The 17,767-nt window shown below is 60.9% G+C and carries 14 protein-coding genes; all 14 read right to left on the bottom strand.

The window, feature by feature from the left end; translation table 11 throughout:
• Nucleotides 1–114: 114 nt before the first annotated feature.
• Entirely contained in the window at nt 115–1,407 is a 1,293-nt protein-coding gene (locus tag BP38_RS0100300) for an adenylosuccinate synthase (RefSeq protein ID WP_026986076.1), read from the bottom strand.
• Nucleotides 1,408–1,413: 6 nt separating this feature from the next.
• Nucleotides 1,414–2,580: an ATP phosphoribosyltransferase regulatory subunit gene (locus BP38_RS0100295; protein WP_035723036.1), complete on the bottom strand. Its 1,167-nt coding sequence runs from the start codon at nt 2,578–2,580 to the stop codon at nt 1,414–1,416.
• 229 nt (nt 2,581–2,809) lie between these two features.
• Nucleotides 2,810–4,393: a phosphoglycerate dehydrogenase gene (serA, locus tag BP38_RS0100290; protein ID WP_026986074.1), complete on the bottom strand. Its 1,584-nt coding sequence runs from the start codon at nt 4,391–4,393 to the stop codon at nt 2,810–2,812.
• A gap of 47 nt (nt 4,394–4,440) precedes the next feature.
• A complete protein-coding gene (locus tag BP38_RS0100285) occupies nt 4,441–5,613 on the bottom strand; it encodes a phosphoserine transaminase (RefSeq protein ID WP_026986073.1) in 1,173 nt (390 codons plus the stop codon).
• A 296-nt stretch (nt 5,614–5,909) separates the two neighbouring features.
• Nucleotides 5,910–6,716 (bottom strand): bifunctional hydroxymethylpyrimidine kinase/phosphomethylpyrimidine kinase, encoded by an 807-nt coding sequence (thiD, locus tag BP38_RS0100280; RefSeq protein WP_026986072.1) that lies wholly within the window; start codon nt 6,714–6,716, stop codon nt 5,910–5,912.
• Nucleotides 6,717–6,724: 8 nt separating this feature from the next.
• Nucleotides 6,725–7,510, bottom strand: a complete 786-nt coding sequence (locus tag BP38_RS0100275) for a bifunctional hydroxymethylpyrimidine kinase/phosphomethylpyrimidine kinase (RefSeq protein WP_026986071.1) — start codon at nt 7,508–7,510, stop codon at nt 6,725–6,727.
• Nucleotides 7,511–7,536: 26 nt separating this feature from the next.
• The gene (gene glmM / locus BP38_RS0100270) at nt 7,537–8,877 is read right to left on the bottom strand and encodes a phosphoglucosamine mutase (RefSeq protein WP_026986070.1); all 1,341 of its coding nucleotides are present in this window, start codon (nt 8,875–8,877) and stop codon (nt 7,537–7,539) included.
• A 49-nt stretch (nt 8,878–8,926) separates the two neighbouring features.
• Nucleotides 8,927–9,964: a dihydropteroate synthase gene (gene folP, locus BP38_RS0100265; RefSeq protein ID WP_026986069.1), complete on the bottom strand. Its 1,038-nt coding sequence runs from the start codon at nt 9,962–9,964 to the stop codon at nt 8,927–8,929.
• A 114-nt stretch (nt 9,965–10,078) separates the two neighbouring features.
• Nucleotides 10,079–12,013: an ATP-dependent zinc metalloprotease FtsH gene (ftsH, locus tag BP38_RS0100260; RefSeq protein WP_026986068.1), complete on the bottom strand. Its 1,935-nt coding sequence runs from the start codon at nt 12,011–12,013 to the stop codon at nt 10,079–10,081.
• A gap of 82 nt (nt 12,014–12,095) precedes the next feature.
• Nucleotides 12,096–13,448 carry a tRNA lysidine(34) synthetase TilS gene (gene tilS / locus BP38_RS18275; RefSeq protein ID WP_051608766.1) on the bottom strand — a complete coding sequence of 451 codons (1,353 nt, stop codon included), beginning with the start codon at nt 13,446–13,448 and terminating at the stop codon, nt 12,096–12,098.
• 42 nt (nt 13,449–13,490) lie between these two features.
• Nucleotides 13,491–14,207 (bottom strand): tol-pal system protein YbgF, encoded by a 717-nt coding sequence (gene ybgF / locus BP38_RS18270; RefSeq protein ID WP_051608763.1) that lies wholly within the window; start codon nt 14,205–14,207, stop codon nt 13,491–13,493.
• Nucleotides 14,208–14,560: 353 nt separating this feature from the next.
• Complete coding sequence (gene pal / locus BP38_RS0100245) at nt 14,561–15,076, bottom strand: peptidoglycan-associated lipoprotein Pal (protein ID WP_026986067.1); 516 nt, start codon at nt 15,074–15,076, stop codon at nt 14,561–14,563.
• 146 nt (nt 15,077–15,222) lie between these two features.
• Entirely contained in the window at nt 15,223–16,581 is a 1,359-nt protein-coding gene (gene tolB, locus BP38_RS0100240) for a Tol-Pal system beta propeller repeat protein TolB (protein ID WP_035723033.1), read from the bottom strand.
• The gene (gene tolA / locus BP38_RS0100235) at nt 16,581–17,756 is read right to left on the bottom strand and encodes a cell envelope integrity protein TolA (RefSeq protein WP_026986065.1); all 1,176 of its coding nucleotides are present in this window, start codon (nt 17,754–17,756) and stop codon (nt 16,581–16,583) included. Before tolA ends, tolB begins: the two co-directional genes overlap by 1 nt.
• Nucleotides 17,757–17,767 lie beyond the last annotated feature (11 nt).

Genomic DNA, 17,767 nt, shown 5'->3' with positions numbered 1-17,767 from the left:
CGATACAGCCACTATTCCGGAACAGAAAAGGTTTTGTGCGTAACCTTCCCCGTACTACCGCAATAGAGATAATTAAGTGTTAACGTGGCTGTGCTTCTGAGGAAGCAGCAGGCATCAGCCTGCGTAGGGATCCCGCATCACGATGGTGTCGTCGCGTGACGGACTGGTGGACAGCAGCGTAACGGGTGCCTCGATCAATTCCTCGATCCGGCGAATGTACTTCACCGCGGTCGCCGGCAGTTCAACCCAGGACCGCGCCCCCTGAGTGCTCTGCTGCCAGCCTTCAAAGGTCTCGTAGATCGGCTGGGCCCGGTCCTGCAGGCGCGACTGGGACGGCAGATGGTCATAGCGGCGCCCGTCGATTTCGTAACCAACGCAGACTTTCAACTCATCCATTCCATCCAGGACATCCAGCTTGGTCAAGGCGATGCCATCGATCCCACCGGTCTTGATCGTCTGGCGCACCAGAACGGCATCAAACCAGCCACAGCGCCGCTGGCGGCCGGTTACCGTGCCAAACTCGCGACCCTTCTCACCCAGTTGACGGCCGACATCGTCATCCAGTTCCGTCGGGAAAGGCCCCGCCCCCACACGCGTGGTGTAGGCCTTGGTGATACCCAGCACCATGTCGATGGCATGCGGCCCTGTCCCCGAACCGGCTGCCGCCTGGCCACCAACCGTGTTGGAGGAGGTCACATAGGGATAGGTGCCATGATCCACGTCGAGCATGGCCCCCTGCGCCCCCTCGAAAAGGATACGCCGTCCCTGACGACGCGCGGTGTCGAGCGTCGCCCAGACACGCGAGGCAAAGGGCAGGAGCTTTGGAGCAATGTCCTGCAGGTCGGCGATCAGGGAGTCGCGCTCCATCTCAGCCTCACCCAGACCACGCAGCAGGGCATTGTGATGGACCAGCAGGGCGTCCACGCGCTCTGCGATCAGGTCCGGATCCGACAGGTCGCACAGACGCACGGCACGGCGTCCGACCTTGTCCTCGTAAGCAGGTCCGATCCCGCGGCCGGTCGTCCCGATGGCCTTGCCGCCCCGTGCCGTTTCGCGGGCGCGATCGACGCGTCCATGCAGGGGCAGGATGAGTGCAGCGTTGTCGGCAATGCGCAGGTTGTCCGGCGAAATCTGCACGCCCTGGCCCTGCAGGCGCTCGATCTCTTCCATCAAGGCCCAGGGATCCACCACGACGCCATTGCCAATGATGGACAGCTTGTCCGAGCGCACCACACCGGACGGCAGGAGGGACAGTTTGTAGGTCACATCGTCAATGACCAGCGTATGGCCTGCATTGTGCCCACCCTGAAAACGCACGACCACATCCGCACGTTCACTCAGCCAGTCGACAATCTTGCCCTTGCCTTCGTCTCCCCACTGGGAGCCGACAACCACAACATTGGCCATGAGACCCTAGTCCTCCAGTTCCTCGATCTTGTTTCCCACAAGAATGTGGGTGCAATTCAGGCGAAGCGCTTCACTTCTGGGATCAATCCTGTCGTCAAGTGCCGCCACGGTAACCCAGCCCGCTGCCCGATAAGCCGTCGCTGCGGCGCCGTCCGCATCTACAGGCAGGAAAAGGCGCCGTCCCTGCGAAGGTCCGGGAAGCGCACGCAGTACAGAGTCCATGAAGAGAGTAAAGCCAATGGCGGGCTCTCCCTCGACCTCGCCGCGCGGGGCGTCATAGCGGCCACCACGTCCCAACTCGCCACGCACGCCAGAGGCAAAGAGGGTAAAGGAGAGGCCCGTCTGGTATTCAAAGCCGCGGTGGTCGACGCAATCCACTGTCATGACCAGACCGGGATTCATGGCGCGCACCTCGCCGATCACCTGGACGAGACGTTCGACCTCTCCCCTCACCGCAGCTGGCAATGGCAGTTTCTCGATACGCTCCAGGGCCTCTTCGGCCAACCCCGAAGCGCGCAGCAGTCCGTCGAAAAGTGCGGCATGCGTGCCAGCCGACTGCTGCACGGCCGCGGAGTCCTTCCGGTCCAGAGCCGCCCGCAGGTCCTGTTGCATGCTGTCCGGCAGTTCCAGCGCCTCGAACACCCGTCCTACCAGGGTCGGCAGGGACAGATCGACGGACAACTCTTCGACTCCCAGGGCCAGCAGCGCATCCGCAGCCAGGAACACGGCCTCGGCATCGGCACGCGAGGCGGAACTGCCGATCAGTTCCACACCGACCTGGGTGAATTGGCGTTCCGGGCGCAGCTGGCTGCCCCGCACACGCAAGACCTCACCGGCATAGCAAAGCCGGAGCGGTCGCGGTTCCTGGGCCAATCGCGAGATGGCGACACGCGCCACCTGCGGTGTCATATCTGCCCTCAGGCCCATCATGCGCTGGCTTATGGGATCCATCAGGCGAAAGGTCTGATCCGAAACCTGACCACCCGGACCGGCCAGAAGGCTGTCCTCGAATTCAATCAGTGGTGGCTTGACGCGTTCATAGCCATGGCGGCTTACATGGCGAATCAACTTCTCCACAATGGCCGCTTCATTGGCCGCATCCGGGTAGAGTACGTCCTGCAGGCCAGCAGGCAGCAACGCCTGCCTCGCACCGTTTGCTTCGCCGGAGTACATGTAACCCCCATCCTTTCGGCAGCTGACAAACAGGACGTGGCCTGTCCAGACCGCCGCACCTGCCCAGTCTCGAACGACCGTGAAGCCACGGACCCGCTTTAATGCAAGCGACCCGTGGCCTCACTGTTCATACTGCCATAGACCGTAAAATCGGGCGCATTGATCCCACAAGAAACGGCCCTGCTCCAGCGTTTTTTGGTGCGCAGGGGCTGCCATCTGGCCAGAAGGCTCAGAAGCGCAGGGGTTCCGCCCGCAGAACCTGTGGCAGCTCGCGAATTTCCTTCAGGATGGGGGCCGGCACATCGCCATCAAGCTCAAGCAGGCAAATGGCGTCGCCGCCGAATTCGGTCCGCCCCAGATGGAAGGTTGCGATATTCAGCCCCGCATCGGAAAGAATGCGCCCCAGGGCGCCGATCACACCGGGCTTGTCCTGATTGGTCAGATAGAGCATGTGCTTGCCCAGCTGTGCCTCGACCTGGATGCCCTTGATCTCCACGAGCCGTGGCTTGCTACCTCCGAACAGGGTTCCGGCCACGGAGCGTTCCTGGTTCTCGGTCTCGACCGTGACGCGAATGAGGGTCTGGTAGTCACAGTCGCGTTCGTACTTGACCTCCGCCACGTCGATGTCCCGCTCACGCGCCATGATCGGCGCGTTCACCATATTCACGGAATCCAGCATGGGCTGCAGCAGGCCGACCAGCACCGTCTGGGTCAGCGGCCTGGTGTTCAGGCCGGCGACATGCCCCTCGTACTCGATCCTTACCGACTGCAAGCCCGTGCGTGTGAGCTGGCCAGCGAAGGAGCCAAGCTGTTCGGCCAGCGACATGTAGGGGCCCAGGTGCTTGGCATCCTCTGCACTGAGCGAGGGCATATTGATGGCATTGGTCACGGCGCCGGTCAGAATGTAGTCCGACATCTGTTCGGCCACCTGTACGGCCACCTTCTCCTGCGCCTCGCTGGTAGAAGCGCCGAGGTGCGGCGTGCAGACAAGGTTCGGGTGACCGAAGAGCGCATTCTCCTTGGCCGGCTCCACCTCGAAAACATCCAGTGCCGCCGCGGCGACCTGACCGGAATCCAGTGCCTGCTTCAGATCCTCTTCCACAACCAGGCCACCACGGGCACAGTTGACGATACGCACGCCCTCCTTGCACTTGGCCAGGGCCTTGGTATCCAGTATCCCGCGTGTCTGGTCGTTCAGGGGCACATGAAGCGTGATGAGGTCGGCACGTGCCAGCAGATCGTCCAGCTCGACCTTTTCGATGCCCAGATCCTTTGCACGCTCCAATGACAGGAACGGGTCATAGGAAACCACCTTCATCTTCAGGCCATGTGCCCGCTCGGCAACGATGGTGCCGATGTTTCCGCAACCGATCAGCCCCAGGGTCTTGCCGGTCAGTTCGGTGCCCATGAACTTGGACTTTTCCCACTTTCCGGCCTGCGTGGATTCATTGGCCTGGGGAATCTGGCGCGCCATGGCGAACATCATGGCGATGGCGTGCTCGGCTGTGGTGACGGCATTCCCGTAGGGCGTGTTCATCACAACCACGCCGTTGGCCGTCGCAGCCGGGATATCGATGTTGTCCACACCAATACCGGCGCGACCGACGACCTTCAGGTTACCCTTGGCGCCGGCTTCCAGAACCCGTTCCGTCGCCTTCGTTGCGGAACGCACCGCGAGACCGTCATAATCGGCAATACGTTCGACCAATTCGTCTTCCGAAAGTCCGGTGACGACATCGGCTTCCAGGCCGCGCTGTCGAAAGACATCGACAGCAAGCGGGCTCAGTTTGTCTGCAATAAGGATCTTTGGCATGAATCAATGATTTCCATTCAGTTTCAAGACAGGTTTCGTCGGCTGTTTCAGGCGTTGGAAGCCTTGACCTCGGCATAGGCCCAATCAAGCCACGGCAGAAGCGCCTTCATGTCGCTCTGCTCAACTGTGGCACCGCCCCAGATACGCAATCCCGCCGGCGCATCCCGGTAGGCATTGATATCGTAGGCCACGCCCTCGTCCTCAAGTTTTGCCGCCACACCATCGGCCACACTTGCCTGCTTGTCCGCCGGCAGTGCCGTAAACCAGGGGTCGACAATCTTCAGGCAGATGGAGGTCGAAGACCGGCTGCCCGCTTCCTCGGCCAGGAAATCGGCCCATTCACTCTGGGCCACCCAGTCGGCGACGACCTGGAGATTGTCGCGAGAGCGTGCAACCAGTGTGTCCAGGCCGCCAATGGACTCCGCCCACTTCAGCGCATCCAGGGCGTCCTCGACGCAGAGCATCGAAGGTGTGTTGATGGTGGCGCCGCGGAAGATTCCCTCGTTCAGCTTGCCACCCTTGGTCAGGCGGAAAATCTTCGGCAAGGGCCAGGTCGGGGTGTGGCTTTCCAGGCGCTCGACGGCGCGCGGACTCAAGGCCAGCATGCCGTGCGCACCTTCACCGCCCAGGACCTTCTGCCAGGACCAGGTCACGACATCCAGCTTGCTGTAATCCAGGTCCATGGCAAAGGCTGCCGAAGTGGCATCACAGATGGCCAGGCCCTTGCGATCGGCCGGAATCCAGCCCGCATCCGGAACGCAGACACCCGAGGTCGTACCATTCCAGGTAAAGACGATGTCGCGATTACCGTCCACAGAGGACAGGTCAGGCAGTTGTCCGTAATCGGCTTCCAGCCGGCGGACATCCTCAAGCTTCAACTGCTTGACCACGTCGGTCACCCAACCGGAACCAAAGGATTCCCAGGCCAGCAAATCGACACCGCGCGCACCGAGCAGGGACCAGAGCCCCATCTCGACAGCCCCGGTGTCGGACGCCGGAACAATACCCAGCCGCCAGTCATCCGGCAGGCCCAGTATGGATTTGGAGCGATCGATCACTTCCTGCAACTTTGCCTTCCCTGCCTTGGCCCTGTGGGAACGGCCGGTAAAGGCATCTTCCAGCGCAGAAAGGGACCACCCGGGCCTCTTGGCGCAAGGTCCGGAAGAGAAATTCGGATTCGCGGGACGTGTCGCTGGCTTGTATGCCGCGCTTACAGTCATATTCATGTGAAATGGCGCTCCTTCGCGCTTATAGGTCGCTTCAGCGATAGCTGAGGGCTGGATACTAGGCCTGATGTTGCAGTGCGTCAACGCAGCTTGCGGAAAATATCCGGAAACGACGGAATCCGCCCCGCTTCTGCCCAGCCGAACAAAATCAGAAGAATAACATCTATTTTTCAGTTAGATAATAACGCGGACCTTGAAAGTTCCGCAGGCCTAGATAACCATCTGGAAGTGTTTCCTGTAAAAAGAAAACCCTTATAGGCTGCTGGACGCGCTGTTTGACTGCCAGCGCATCAGTCCATCTGGAAAACACCAACAGTGTGCGCGTGATCCACGCCGCCTTCACCCTGCCCGTAGCCGGGTGGTGTCTTCAGGGCGCGACGCAGATACGCGCGCGCACGTGCCACCGCCTGGCTTCTGGTGAGTCCCTGCGCCAACCCCGTTGCCACGGCTGAAGCCAGGGTGCAGCCCGTCCCATGCGTCTGTCTGGTCTCAATCCGTTTATCCGAGAAAACCTCGACTCCCTCGGAAGTCGCAAGAACGTCGTAAAGGATTGCGCCTTCAAGGTGTCCGCCTTTCAGCAGGACCGAGCGTGGCCCCATTTCCAGCAGACTGCGCGCCGCGGTCTGCATCTGCTCAGGCGAGGTAATCTCCATGCCTGTGAGCTTCTCGGCCTCCGGTACATTGGGCGTAAGGACGTCTGCCAGCGGTAGAAGATTTTCCTTGAGACTCTCCACGGCTTCCGGTTCCAGCAAGTTGGCACCGCTTTGAGCCACCATGACGGGATCGAGGACAAGAGGAATCCGATTGCTGTAGTCCCGCAGTTCCCCTGCCACCGTCTCGATGACGGCTGGTGAATGCAGCATGCCCGTTTTCAGGGCATCGGCTCCAATATCCTGCAGGACCACTTGGATCTGCTGGGCTATGAAATCTGGATCGATGCCATGCACGCCATGAACACCCAGCGTATTCTGGGCCGTAAGGGCCGTGATTGCCGTGGCAGCATAGCCCTTCAGGGCAGTGACGGTCTTGATATCCGCCTGAATCCCGGCCCCACCGCCGGAATCAGATCCGGCGATAATGAGGACACGTCCCATCATATTTCTGCTCAGCCTCCCTGAACCTTCGTGAAATCCGACAAGACCGCCTCACCATTCTGTTCCGTAACAATGAAATCCCGGGCACGACGTGCGGCCTCCTGGTTCCCGTGACCCAGCGCCAATTGACAGGCCACTGCCGTGGAGAGATTGGGCGTATCGAGTCCTGCCTCACCCTGTCTCGTCACCGGGAAGTCCCGCTCGTACAGAATGCCCTCGTCATCCAGGAAGATATCGACACCACCAGCCCGACCCGGGTCCTGTGCACTGAGAAGCACACTTTCGCTGCCGAGCGTCGCCAGTGTCTCGGCAACATGCGGCAGTTCCTCCCGGCCTTCAGCCTGGAACCCGCCAAGAGCATCCGCCTCTCGCTCCGTCACGACAACCATCCGTGCCAAGTGGGGCAAGCGCCGTTTCCAGTGGGCGATTGCCCGCACGCCCAGAGCCGGCTCGTCGTTCGCACGAAAGAACGCGGGTGAGATCAACACGGGACAGCCGGACAATCGGCTGTCTTCCAGGATTCTTGCGGTCGCCTCGATCTGTTCCTCCGAGGAAAGACGCCCGATTTTCACGACATCGATCTTCTGGGAGTCCAGGATGGCTTCCGCCTGCCGAATGATGAAGGTTCCCGGCAGTTCGGTTTCATCGAAATTCCGGCCTTCATCGTGTGCGGTCAAGCTCATGATAACCGTGGAGGTTGTCAGGCCATGAACACCGGCTGTCCAGATACCAGCCTGAACGCCCTTTTCCCCCAGGCAGTCGGAACGGCCTATCAGCAGAATCCTGCCTTTTGTCATCGCGTCGTGTTCCTTTCGTGAACGGGCTAAACCTCGGCTATCGATTGGACAATGTCGTCCACGACCTGCTTGACGAGACTGGCATCGTCGCCTTCGGCCATCACGCGGATCAAGGGTTCCGTGCCTGACTTCCGGATCACCAGCCGGCCCCCCGCGCCAAGCCTGTCCTCTCCATCACGAATCGCCTCCTGAACAGGCCCGGCCTCGAGCGGCTGGCCACCATTGAAACGCACATTCCTTAACAATTGGGGAACAGGTTCGAAGACCGACAGAACTTCGCTGGCCGCCCGCCCGTCGGTGACCAGGGCCTCCAGAACCTGCAATGTGGCAATCAGACCGTCGCCCGTGGTCGTGAAATCGCTCATGATGATATGACCAGAGGGCTCCCCCCCCAGGTTGCAATTCTCCTGGCGCATGCGCTCGACGACGTATCTGTCACCAACCGGCGTGCGCAGCAGCTCCAGGCTGTTCTCTCCGAGCCAGCGTTCCAGGCCCAGATTGGACATCACGGTTGCGATCACATTTGCACTGCTGAGGCGGCCGGCCCGTTTCCAGGTGCCCGCGATCAGTCCCATCACCTGGTCGCCGTCCACAATGCGCCCATTCTGGTCACAGAAGACAACACGGTCCGCATCGCCATCCAGGGCCACCCCCAGGTCTGCGCCTTCCGCTTGTACGCGCTCCGACAGAGTTCCTGGTGAGGTGGCGCCACAATCCAGGTTGATGTTGAAACCATCCGGCTCCACACCCACGGGAATGACTTCGGACCCCAACTCGTACAGCAGGTCCGGCGCCACACGATAGGCGGCCCCGTTTGCGCAATCGACCACGATCTTCAGTCCATCCAGCTGCAGGCCACGCGGAAAACTGCTTTTGACAAACTCCAGATAGCGGCCCAGGGCGTCTTCCAGCCGTCGCGCTTTGCCCAGTTCGGCGCCTGCCGCGCGAATATGAACAGGGTCCTCCTCCATCGCCACTTCGATGGAGCCTTCCACCGCATCAGACAGCTTGAAGCCATCCGGACCGAACAGTTTTATGCCATTGTCCTCGAAGGGATTGTGGGACGCGGAAATCATGACACCCAGATCGGCCCGCAGGCTGCGCGTCAACATTCCCACGGCCGGTGTCGGAATCGGGCCCAGCAGAACCACGTCCATGCCCACTGAAATAAAGCCAGAGGTCAGCGCCGGCTCCAGCATGTAGCCCGAAAGCCGCGTATCCTTACCAATGACCACGAGGTTGTGTTTCGAGCCGCGCGCGAACTGTGCCCCGGCGGCCATCGCCAACTTCAGTGCCGTCGTGGCCGTTACCGGTTCCTCATTGGCGCGGCCGCGAATGCCGTCGGTTCCGAATAGCCGTCGTCTCATGCCTAGAGCCCTCTATCCTCACTCGTGAATCCCGAAACGAATCCGCTCGTCACCTTTCCACAGCGCCCTCGATGGCTTGCCACACCCTGATGGTCTGCAGGGCCTGGGCCACATCATGCACGCGATGCATCTGCACCCCACGCGTCCATCCGGCCAGAAGCGTGGCCATGGTTCCTGAAACGCGTTCACCGGGCTCCAGCTTTCCGCAAAGCTGCGAAATGAAGGTCTTCCGGCTTGCCCCCAGTAGGATCGGACAGCCCAGAGTGTGGAACACGGACAGGCGATTGAGAAGCTCCAGGTTGTGGTCAAGCGTCTTGCCAAAGCCGACACCTGGATCCACAGCAATCCGCTCCCGCTCAATTCCCGCCTCAAGGCAGCGCTCGATCCGCTGCTCCAGGAAATCGAGGATATCCAGCGCCACGTCCTCATAGGATGGTGATTTCTGCATGGTCTGCGGGCGTCCCTGCATGTGCATGAGAATAACCGGCAGGCCACTTTCCGCCACCAGCTCCAGGCTATGGGGATCTCCGGTCAGGGCGGTGATGTCGTTGATCACGGCGGCACCAGCTTCGATTGCCGCCTCCATGACAGAGGCGTGATAGCTGTCGATGGATACGCGCACGCCGGCCGCGCTCAGTTCGCGGATCACCGGAAGAACACGGCGCTTTTCTTCCTCGTCTGGAACCGGTTCAGCCCCTGGCCGTGTGGATTCCCCGCCTACATCCACGAAAGCAACGCCCGCCTCCCACATGGCCAGGCCATCGGCAATGGCCTGTTCGGCGGCATAACGCTCGCCCCCATCGGAAAAGCTGTCCGGCGTTACATTCACGATCCCCATCACGCTGGGTCCCGTCATGTCCACACCGGCAAAGGGCGCCCGCGGTGCCGTGAGACGCTCAAGAACACCCGCGGCCTCATCCCCCAGCTCGTCCAGAGGAAGGCTCTCGCGCAGGACAGCACCACGTTCGTCGCGCAGCGCCCTTATGCAACGGGAAAAGCTGTAGGGGCCTCCGGCAAGGGGACGGCTGCCAGGTGGCAGCTGACGGGAAAGGCAATCGGGTTCGAGATAGAGTCTACACTGTGCCATGTCTTGCTTATATCGAGGATGAACAGCGCAAAAAAGCGCTCAATCCCAAGAGCCCACATACGAAAAGGGCGCCTGATTGCAGGCGCCCTTTTCTCTCTTCATTGGCTCCAGGCCTTAACCCGCTGGTTCCGGTTCCGGTCCCATACCACCAGGGTTTTCCTTGCCCTGGCCGGAACGGCCACTGGAAGGCACCGACGACCGCTTGCCAGGTCCGGGCTTGGGCGGTTCTGAGACGTCGGGCCGTTCTATCGGCTCGTCATTCAGCACCTTGTTGACCTCGTCCGCGGTCAAAGTCTCGTACTCAAGCAGGGCCTTGGCCAGTTTGTGCAAGTCGTCCCGATGCTCGGTCAGGATCTCATGCGCCTTCTTTTCGGAATCATCGATAATGCGGCGCACTTCCTCGTCGATCATCTGGGCCGTGGCCTCGGAGATGCTCTGGTGCCGCGCCACCGAGTGCCCCAGGAAGACCTCGTCCTGGTTCTCGTTGTAACGCAGGGGACCCAGCTTCTCGCTCATACCCCATTCGGTCACCATGCGGCGTGCCAGGTTGGTGGCCTGCTGGATGTCGTTTCCAGCACCGGTGGTGACGTTCTCCGCTCCGTAGATGAGTTCCTCGGCCACACGGCCGCCGAACATCATGGCCAGCTTGGCCTCGATCTCACGCTTGGCAAAGCCCAGGCGGTCCCGCTCGGGCAGTGACATGGTGACACCCAGGGCTCGACCACGCGGGATGATTGTCACCTTGTGCAGGGGATCGTTGCCCTTGACGAACAGGGAGACCAGCGCGTGTCCGCCTTCGTGATAGGCGGTCAGTTCCTTTTCCTCGTCGGTCATGACCATCGATCGCCGTTCAGCGCCCATCAGAACCTTGTCCTTGGCCTGCTCGAAGTCGTGATGAGTCACGACCCGCTTGTTGGTACGTGCGGCGATCAGGGCGGCCTCGTTCACCAGGTTGGCAAGATCCGCGCCCGAGAAACCAGGCGTGCCCCGTGCGACGACCTTGGCATCCACATCGGGGCCCAACGGCACCTTGCGCATGTGAACCCTCAGGATCTTCTCGCGTCCCAGCACATCGGGATTGGGCACGACCACCTGGCGGTCGAAACGCCCCGGGCGCAGCAGGGCCGGATCCAGGACGTCCGGACGGTTGGTCGCCGCCACCAGGATGACGCCCTCGTTCGATTCGAACCCATCCATCTCGACCAGCAGCTGGTTCAGGGTCTGCTCACGTTCATCGTTGCCCCCGCCCAGGCCGGCGCCACGCTGACGCCCCACGGCGTCGATTTCGTCGATGAAGATGATGCAGGGAGCGTTCTTCTTGCCCTGCTCGAACATGTCACGCACGCGGCTGGCGCCCACACCCACGAACATCTCGACGAAATCCGAACCGGAGATGGTGAAGAAGGGAACATTGGCCTCACCCGCAATCGAACGGGCCAACAGGGTCTTACCCGTACCCGGGGGACCAACCAGCAGCATGCCCTTGGGGATGCGGCCACCCAGGCGCTGGAACTTCTGAGGGTCACGCAGGAATTCCACGACCTCTTCCAGCTCGCCCTTGGCCTCGTCGATACCGGCCACGTCCTCAAAGGTCACGCGGCCTGTCTTTTCGGTCAGCATCTTGGCCTTGGACTTGCCAAAGCCCATGGCCTTGCCGCCACCACCCTGCATCTGACGCATGAAGAAAATCCACACTGCGATCAACAGCAGCATGGGAAACCATGAAATCAGAATGGACAGCAGCGGGTTGCCGCTATCTTCCGGCTTGGCGTTGATCTGGGTACCTGCATCTTCCAGGCGCGAGACCAGGTTGGGATCTTCCGGTGGCGTATATGTCGAGAAAGTCTGGCCATCACGCATGCGGCCTTCGATCTTGTGGCCCTGAATGGTGACTTCCTGGACCGCGCCTTCTTCGACCGAGTTCACGAACTGGGAATAGGACAGCTGTTGCTGCGGAGACTGCTCGGTGCTGCCCTGGAACAGGTGGAACAGCGCGAATAGCAGCAGGATGATTATAAACCAGAGCGCTGCATTACGACTGAAATTCAAAGCTCGATATCCTCACTATAACCGGTCGAAAACCAGTAAAAACACGTAGTTGTTCTTACAGGCTGCACGACGGTCTCAACCATCAAGATCCACTCACTGCCAGCCGAAAAATGGATTCAGCCAGGGAATGATGCGGCTGCGGAACGCACGAGATGCCGTACTTATCCCGCATTTTATAACATTTATAATTCAGGTGGGGGACCGCAAGCAAACCGTCAAGACAGAACACCGCAGGAAAAGACGCCCACGTCCGTCTCGGCATACGGCATTGTTGCAAACTTGGGACCGAACGCGCCAGTTTGCCAGCCGTATCCTCACCCAATCCACGGATCATGACAACCTTCTGGTCTGGACAGTCCGGCAAGCGCCTAAAACGGAAGCGGCCATCCCAGATCAGTGCCGCCCCCGGTTTCAAGGCAACATCCGGAAGTCCGACCGGCTCGCGCATGACCAACAGCTGACCCGCATCGAATTCCTGGATACGGCACCTGCCCAATGTTTCCGGCATGCGCCCCCTGGCAAACAGGAAAGCGCGCGCCTCATCCAGTGAGGCACTGCGAACGCTGTGGGCTGTTCCCCCGACTGTGCGCAATAGCCGCGCCCAGAACCCGCGCCAGAGCCATTCCGGTGCATCCTGCAGAACCGCTTTCTGCACCAGGGCATAGCCGGCAGGGTGAAGCTCCACGGCGCGCGCCAAGAGCCTGGCAGTCTCGGCGTCGGACCAGGCGCGCAAGCGGCCGAGTGCCCCGGATGTGGAGAGAAGCGTCCGGGTCAGCTGCTTGCCTTCGTCTGCCTCGCCCAGCACGGCTCGATACCGAACACGGCGATGTCCCGCATTCCGGTTCGAGGGATCCTCGTGCCATTCCAGTCCATGCAGCTTCAGGGTCGCTTCCAGACGTGCTTTCGGAATGCCGAGCAAGGGCCGCAGGAGGCGCAGGTCCGGCAGGTAACGCACGGCCGACATGCCCGCCAAACCTGCAAGGCCACTGCCCGATTGAAGGCGCAGAGCCAAGGTTTCGGCCTGATCATCGGCGTGATGCGCAAGGGCAAGATGAAGGACTGCCTCTTCCCGACAGCAGTTCGACAGCAACGCATAACGCGCCTTCCTGGCCGGCTCCTGAACCGCTCCCTTCGGTTTCGCCCCCTGCCAGGGCAGGATCCGGCCCTTGAGACCAAGCGAGCGGGCCTGCCGCATGACGTCCTCGGCTTCTCCCGCAGACCCCGTACGCAAGCCGTGATCAACGCTCAGAACCAGCAATTCATGTCCCGACCGCTGACACCACTGCGCCAGCAGCAGCAGCAGCGCCGTACTATCCACGCCACCCGAGACCGCACAGGCGATCCTGGCGCCGGCCTCGAATGGCGCAAACGGCTGCATGAGGTCCGAGAATTCATCGGGCGAAATCGCCCTGCTGCTGGCTTCATGCCCGCTCATGGCCCGCAAGAGCACCTCCAGTCCAATGCAGGACGACAGGGCTCAGCAGTCCAGACGCTCTCGTTCCGCGCGAGAGCGCTCCAGAATCTGGCTGGCTGCATCACTGTAGCGCTCTTCCAGTTCCTCAAAGGTCCCACAGGCATCCTCGACCTGTTCAAGCGCAGCCAGCGACATTCCGAGTTTCAACAGATTGTCCGGTGCCTTGTTGCTGTCTGGATAGTCCTTGTACCCCTCGGCAAAGGTCTGTGCTGCCTCGATATAATCCTGGCGCACATAGTATGTCTCTCCCAGCCAATACTTCGCATTGCCCGCCAGGGAATCATCCGGGTGTTCCGCGACAAATGCAGCCAGGGCTGCTTCAGCCTGCTCCCACTCTGCTTCCTGCAGCAAGCCAAAGGCATAGTTGTACTGCTCGGTCGCGCTGCCCTCGGGCAGACTTCCATCGCCGCCGGCAGGCTCCGCAGCTGCCGAATCTGAACCGTCTTCCTCCCTGTCATCCGGCACTGTCCCGAGATCCCTGGGCTGCGAGTCTTCGCTTCCCCTGCCCGCCGTCTCGTCGAAATCTTCCAGGGTCTCTTCGCCCTCGGCGACGCCTGAGGTATCGACGGTCTCACTGCTGTCACGCGCCTGCCCCTGCTCGGCTTCCAGCTGCTCAATGCGGCGGTTGGCCTCACGCAGCCGATGCTCGAGACTCTCCACACGCCCAGTCAACTCACGTACCAGGCGCTCGAATTCATCCAGCCTATCGCTGTAGGCCATGAAGCGTGACTGATCGGAGGTCTGCTGGGCCGTCGCGGGCGCTGCTAGACCAGCGGGCGCTGCTAGACCAATGGAAACCGCAACCAGGCCTGCGGAGAGGATCCGCCCTAAGCCTGCGCCTGATCGCCTGTGCGAGTTTCCGGAACTTCTGTATGGCGCTATCATCCTGCCGTCCATTCCCATGGATTAGATGTTCACATCATCTGTAGAGCATTCGTGGCACAAATGAGGCATTTTGGCCAGTTGGCCGAAACGTTGCCGAACAGTCACCCGATACTTGCGGCCATCGGAAAAGCAAAATGCCCGGATCAGGTGAACCGGGCATCTGCTGATCGCCAAGTTGTTATCCGAAATTAGCGGAGAACGAATTCTGCACGGCGATTGGCCGCCCAGGCTTCCTCGTTCGATCCAATCTCGGCCGGTCGTTCCTTGCCATAGGAAATCGTCGTCAGCCGGGACTCCGGCACCCCAAGCGCAACCAGCATTTCCTCCACTGCATTTGCGCGACGCTCGCCAAGGGCCAGATTGTACTCACGCGTTCCGCGTTCGTCGGCATGCCCCTGGATGCTCAGCTGCACATTGTCATAGCGTTGCATCCATTCGGCCAGCAACTCGACGGTACGCCGTTGATCCTGGCGAACACTGCTGCTGTCGAAGTCGAAGAACACGCGGTCGCCGATCCGCTGCTCAAGGTCTTCCTGGGTGCCGGGGTCGGCCGAGCCCAGATTGTCCTGACTCAGGCTGGAATCGCTCCCGCTTCCGGAACCGCTTGCTGAAGCCTCACTGCTGGCCGAATCGGATTCACTGGGTGTGGATTGACAGGCTGCGAGCAGCAGAGCTGCAGCAACACCAAGAAAAGCTAAACGCATTGTAGGTCCCCTTAAGAGCTACCCTGACTCTCGGTCAGGAAATCAAGACAATAAAATGATGCGACTGCTCGCCGCGCCTGATCGAAGAAAACCCCGTGCATCGGCCGAATCGAGAGCCTTGAGCATACGGAGGGCCTGTCCGCCGATCAAGGGGTTCCGGGCTGTGTCAAAAGTGGTGACCAGGCTGGATCCGAGGCATCCATGGGCGTTGGCAGTTCGCGCTCGTTAAAGCCCGTTACATCGACACTGACCAGCTTGCTGCTGACTCGTCCGGTGCTGTCGGCCGGCTCCTGCTTGAAGAAGGCGAGAACACGTCCGTTCGGCGCCCAGGTTGGGCCTTCCACCAGGAAGCCACGGCTGATCATGCGCTCTCCACTGCCATCGGGTCGCATGACGCCAACGTAGAAGTTCCCCTGGCTCATGCGGGTGAAGGCAATCTGGTCTCCGCGCGGTGACCAGACCGGGGTGGCATAACGCCCATCGCCAAAGCTGATCCGCTCAACATTCGAACCGTCCGCGTTCATTACGTAGATCTGCTGCTGGCCACTGCGATCCGAGTTGAAGACGATTTTCTGGCCATCCGGCGCGTAGGACGGCGAGGTATCGATCGACGGATGATTGGTCAGCTGGCGCATCTCCCGTGTGCGCAGGTCCATGGTGTAGATGTCGGAGTTCCCGCCCTCGGCCATGGAAAGGATGACCTTGTTGCCATCCGGAGAGAAGCGCGGCGAGAAGGTCATGCCCGGAAATTCCCCCAGCACCTCTTGCTGGCCGGTATTGAGGTTGAGCAGATAGACGCGGGGCGAGTCGCCCGCATAGGACATGAAGGTGATTTCCTGGGAGGTCGGCGAGAAACGCGGAGTCAGGACCAGACTGCTTCCATCCGTCAGGAAACGGTGGTTGGCTCCATCCTGGTCCATGATAGCCAGGCGCTTCACCCTGCGGTCCTGTGGCCCGCTTTCAGCGACATAGACGATTCGGGTGTCGAAATACCCCTCCTCTCCCGTCAGGCGCTCATAAACCTCATCCGAGATGATATGAGCAATGCGCCGCCAATTGTCGGGCGAGGTCGTGTAGGCCAACCCCTGCATCTGCTCTTCCGCCAGGACGTCCCACAAGCGGAATTCCACACGCATGCGCCCATCGCTCTGCATTTGCACGCGGCCGCTCACCAGAGCCTGGGCATCGATCAGACGCCAATCCGCAAAGCGCGGGCCCGCATCTAGTGCAGCGGGGTCCTGGATAAAGGAGCGCTGGTCCAGCGGTGCAAAGAGCCCGGAATTTTCCAGATTGTCGGAAATCACCTGCGCCAGGTTCGACCCGACCTCGGCACCCTCGTTGTCCTCGGAATAGAAGTCCGATATGGCGACAGGGAGGGGTTCGACAAAGCCTTTCGTAATATCGACCGTCAACTGTGCCTGGGCCTGGGACGCCGCCAGGCCGAAAGCGGCCAATGCCAGGAAAACCAGGCCAGGCAAGCGGAATAACATTTGGATCGTCCGCATCAGAACATCTCCCTGGGATTGAAGTTCAATATCATGTCACGCCAAAGCTCATAATCCTCTGACGGCAGGTCAAACGGCTGGCATTCCTGAACGGCGCGCCGCGCGTTCTCCGCGGCAGCACGATAATACTGGTCGCGGTTCATCCGGGCGCTGTCCTGTATTTCAGGTAGTTGGCGCAACCGACCGTCCGGTGCAAGCTGAACCCGTATGGGCACCACCAGATCCTGGGCGCGCTGCGCCCCGGGATCTATGCGCCAGCAACTTGCAACCTGAGCCTGGATGGCCTGGGCCAGTTGCTGGGCCTTGCGCTGATTGTCCAGCGAACGTGGCTCATCTTCAGCTTCCTCGTCGGTCTCCGAACTGTTTTGCTGCCGAGGCTGGGACTCCATTTCCTCGACATTGCGCAGAATCGACGACAAGCGGTCTTCCTGAGGCTCGCTTGTCTCATCTTCAGCGGTTTCCTGTTCAGGCTCGGGTTCTGCTTCAGGCTCAGGCTCGGTTTCTTCTTGGGCAACCTGTTCTTCCTCGGGCGGCGCTTCCTCGGCAACATCAGGCGTCTCTTCCGGCTTGGCCCGGGGCGCCGGTGGCGTTACCTCGCTCAAGCGATCCTCTGGATCTTCCTCAACGGCCTCCGCTTGCTCCACGGCCTGATCGGCTGCCTCTGCCTGGGTTGTCTCGGGCGTCGTTTCCTCCTGGGGCTCAGTCTCCACCTCGCCTGCATTCTGAACCTCAGGTTCAGGTGCGCTTTCCGCCACTTCGCTTTGCGGCTGGCTTTCGGCAGTCTCCGGCTCGGGTATTGCTTCCGCCACCGTCTCGTCCTGCTGAGCTGCGCTTTCACTCACCGAGGGAGGTTCCGGTGGCTGCAGCGTCTGGGAATCAGGCAGAGCCTCCTGTACCGGCTCTGGCTCCGGCGCGCCCTCCAGAGCCTCTTCCTCCAGCGGCATCTCCTCTGCATCCTCCACGGGGGTCTCTTCGATTTCCTGAGAGGTCAGGTCGTCTTCACCAACCATTTCCACAGGAATGATGGTCACCGGTTCGGGTTTGGAATGCAGGAAAGGCAGGCCGAAAACGGCCAGGAGTACAAGCACGGCATGCAACGCCAGGGAAACCGCAAGCGCCCGCTGCGTTGTCCCACCGTCATCCCAGTTCCTGTTTGTGGGGCCGGCCTCGGTCATGGCGGCGTCCG

Origin of the sequence: Fodinicurvata fenggangensis DSM 21160 (assembly GCF_000686045.1) — a bacterium.
GTDB lineage: Bacteria > Pseudomonadota > Alphaproteobacteria > Kiloniellales > DSM-21159 > Fodinicurvata > Fodinicurvata fenggangensis.
The sequence above is the reverse complement of the archived record's forward strand: the minus strand, read 5'-3'. Positions and strand labels throughout refer to the sequence as shown.

Coding starts and splice junctions, on each gene's coding strand:
- folP (WP_026986069.1), bottom strand. CDS start 9,964: ATGGCACAGTGTAGACTCTATCTCGAACCCGATTGCCTTTCCCGTCAG.
- thiD (WP_026986072.1), bottom strand. CDS start 6,716: ATGATGGGACGTGTCCTCATTATCGCCGGATCTGATTCCGGCGGTGGG.
- tolA (WP_026986065.1), bottom strand. CDS start 17,756: ATGACCGAGGCCGGCCCCACAAACAGGAACTGGGATGACGGTGGGACA.
- BP38_RS0100275 (WP_026986071.1), bottom strand. CDS start 7,510: ATGACAAAAGGCAGGATTCTGCTGATAGGCCGTTCCGACTGCCTGGGG.
- glmM (WP_026986070.1), bottom strand. CDS start 8,877: ATGAGACGACGGCTATTCGGAACCGACGGCATTCGCGGCCGCGCCAAT.
- tolB (WP_035723033.1), bottom strand. CDS start 16,581: ATGCGGACGATCCAAATGTTATTCCGCTTGCCTGGCCTGGTTTTCCTG.
- BP38_RS0100285 (WP_026986073.1), bottom strand. CDS start 5,613: ATGACTGTAAGCGCGGCATACAAGCCAGCGACACGTCCCGCGAATCCG.
- tilS (WP_051608766.1), bottom strand. CDS start 13,448: ATGAGCGGGCATGAAGCCAGCAGCAGGGCGATTTCGCCCGATGAATTC.
- serA (WP_026986074.1), bottom strand. CDS start 4,393: ATGCCAAAGATCCTTATTGCAGACAAACTGAGCCCGCTTGCTGTCGAT.
- BP38_RS0100295 (WP_035723036.1), bottom strand. CDS start 2,580: ATGTACTCCGGCGAAGCAAACGGTGCGAGGCAGGCGTTGCTGCCTGCT.
- BP38_RS0100300 (WP_026986076.1), bottom strand. CDS start 1,407: ATGGCCAATGTTGTGGTTGTCGGCTCCCAGTGGGGAGACGAAGGCAAG.
- ybgF (WP_051608763.1), bottom strand. CDS start 14,207: ATGGCCTACAGCGATAGGCTGGATGAATTCGAGCGCCTGGTACGTGAG.
- pal (WP_026986067.1), bottom strand. CDS start 15,076: ATGCGTTTAGCTTTTCTTGGTGTTGCTGCAGCTCTGCTGCTCGCAGCC.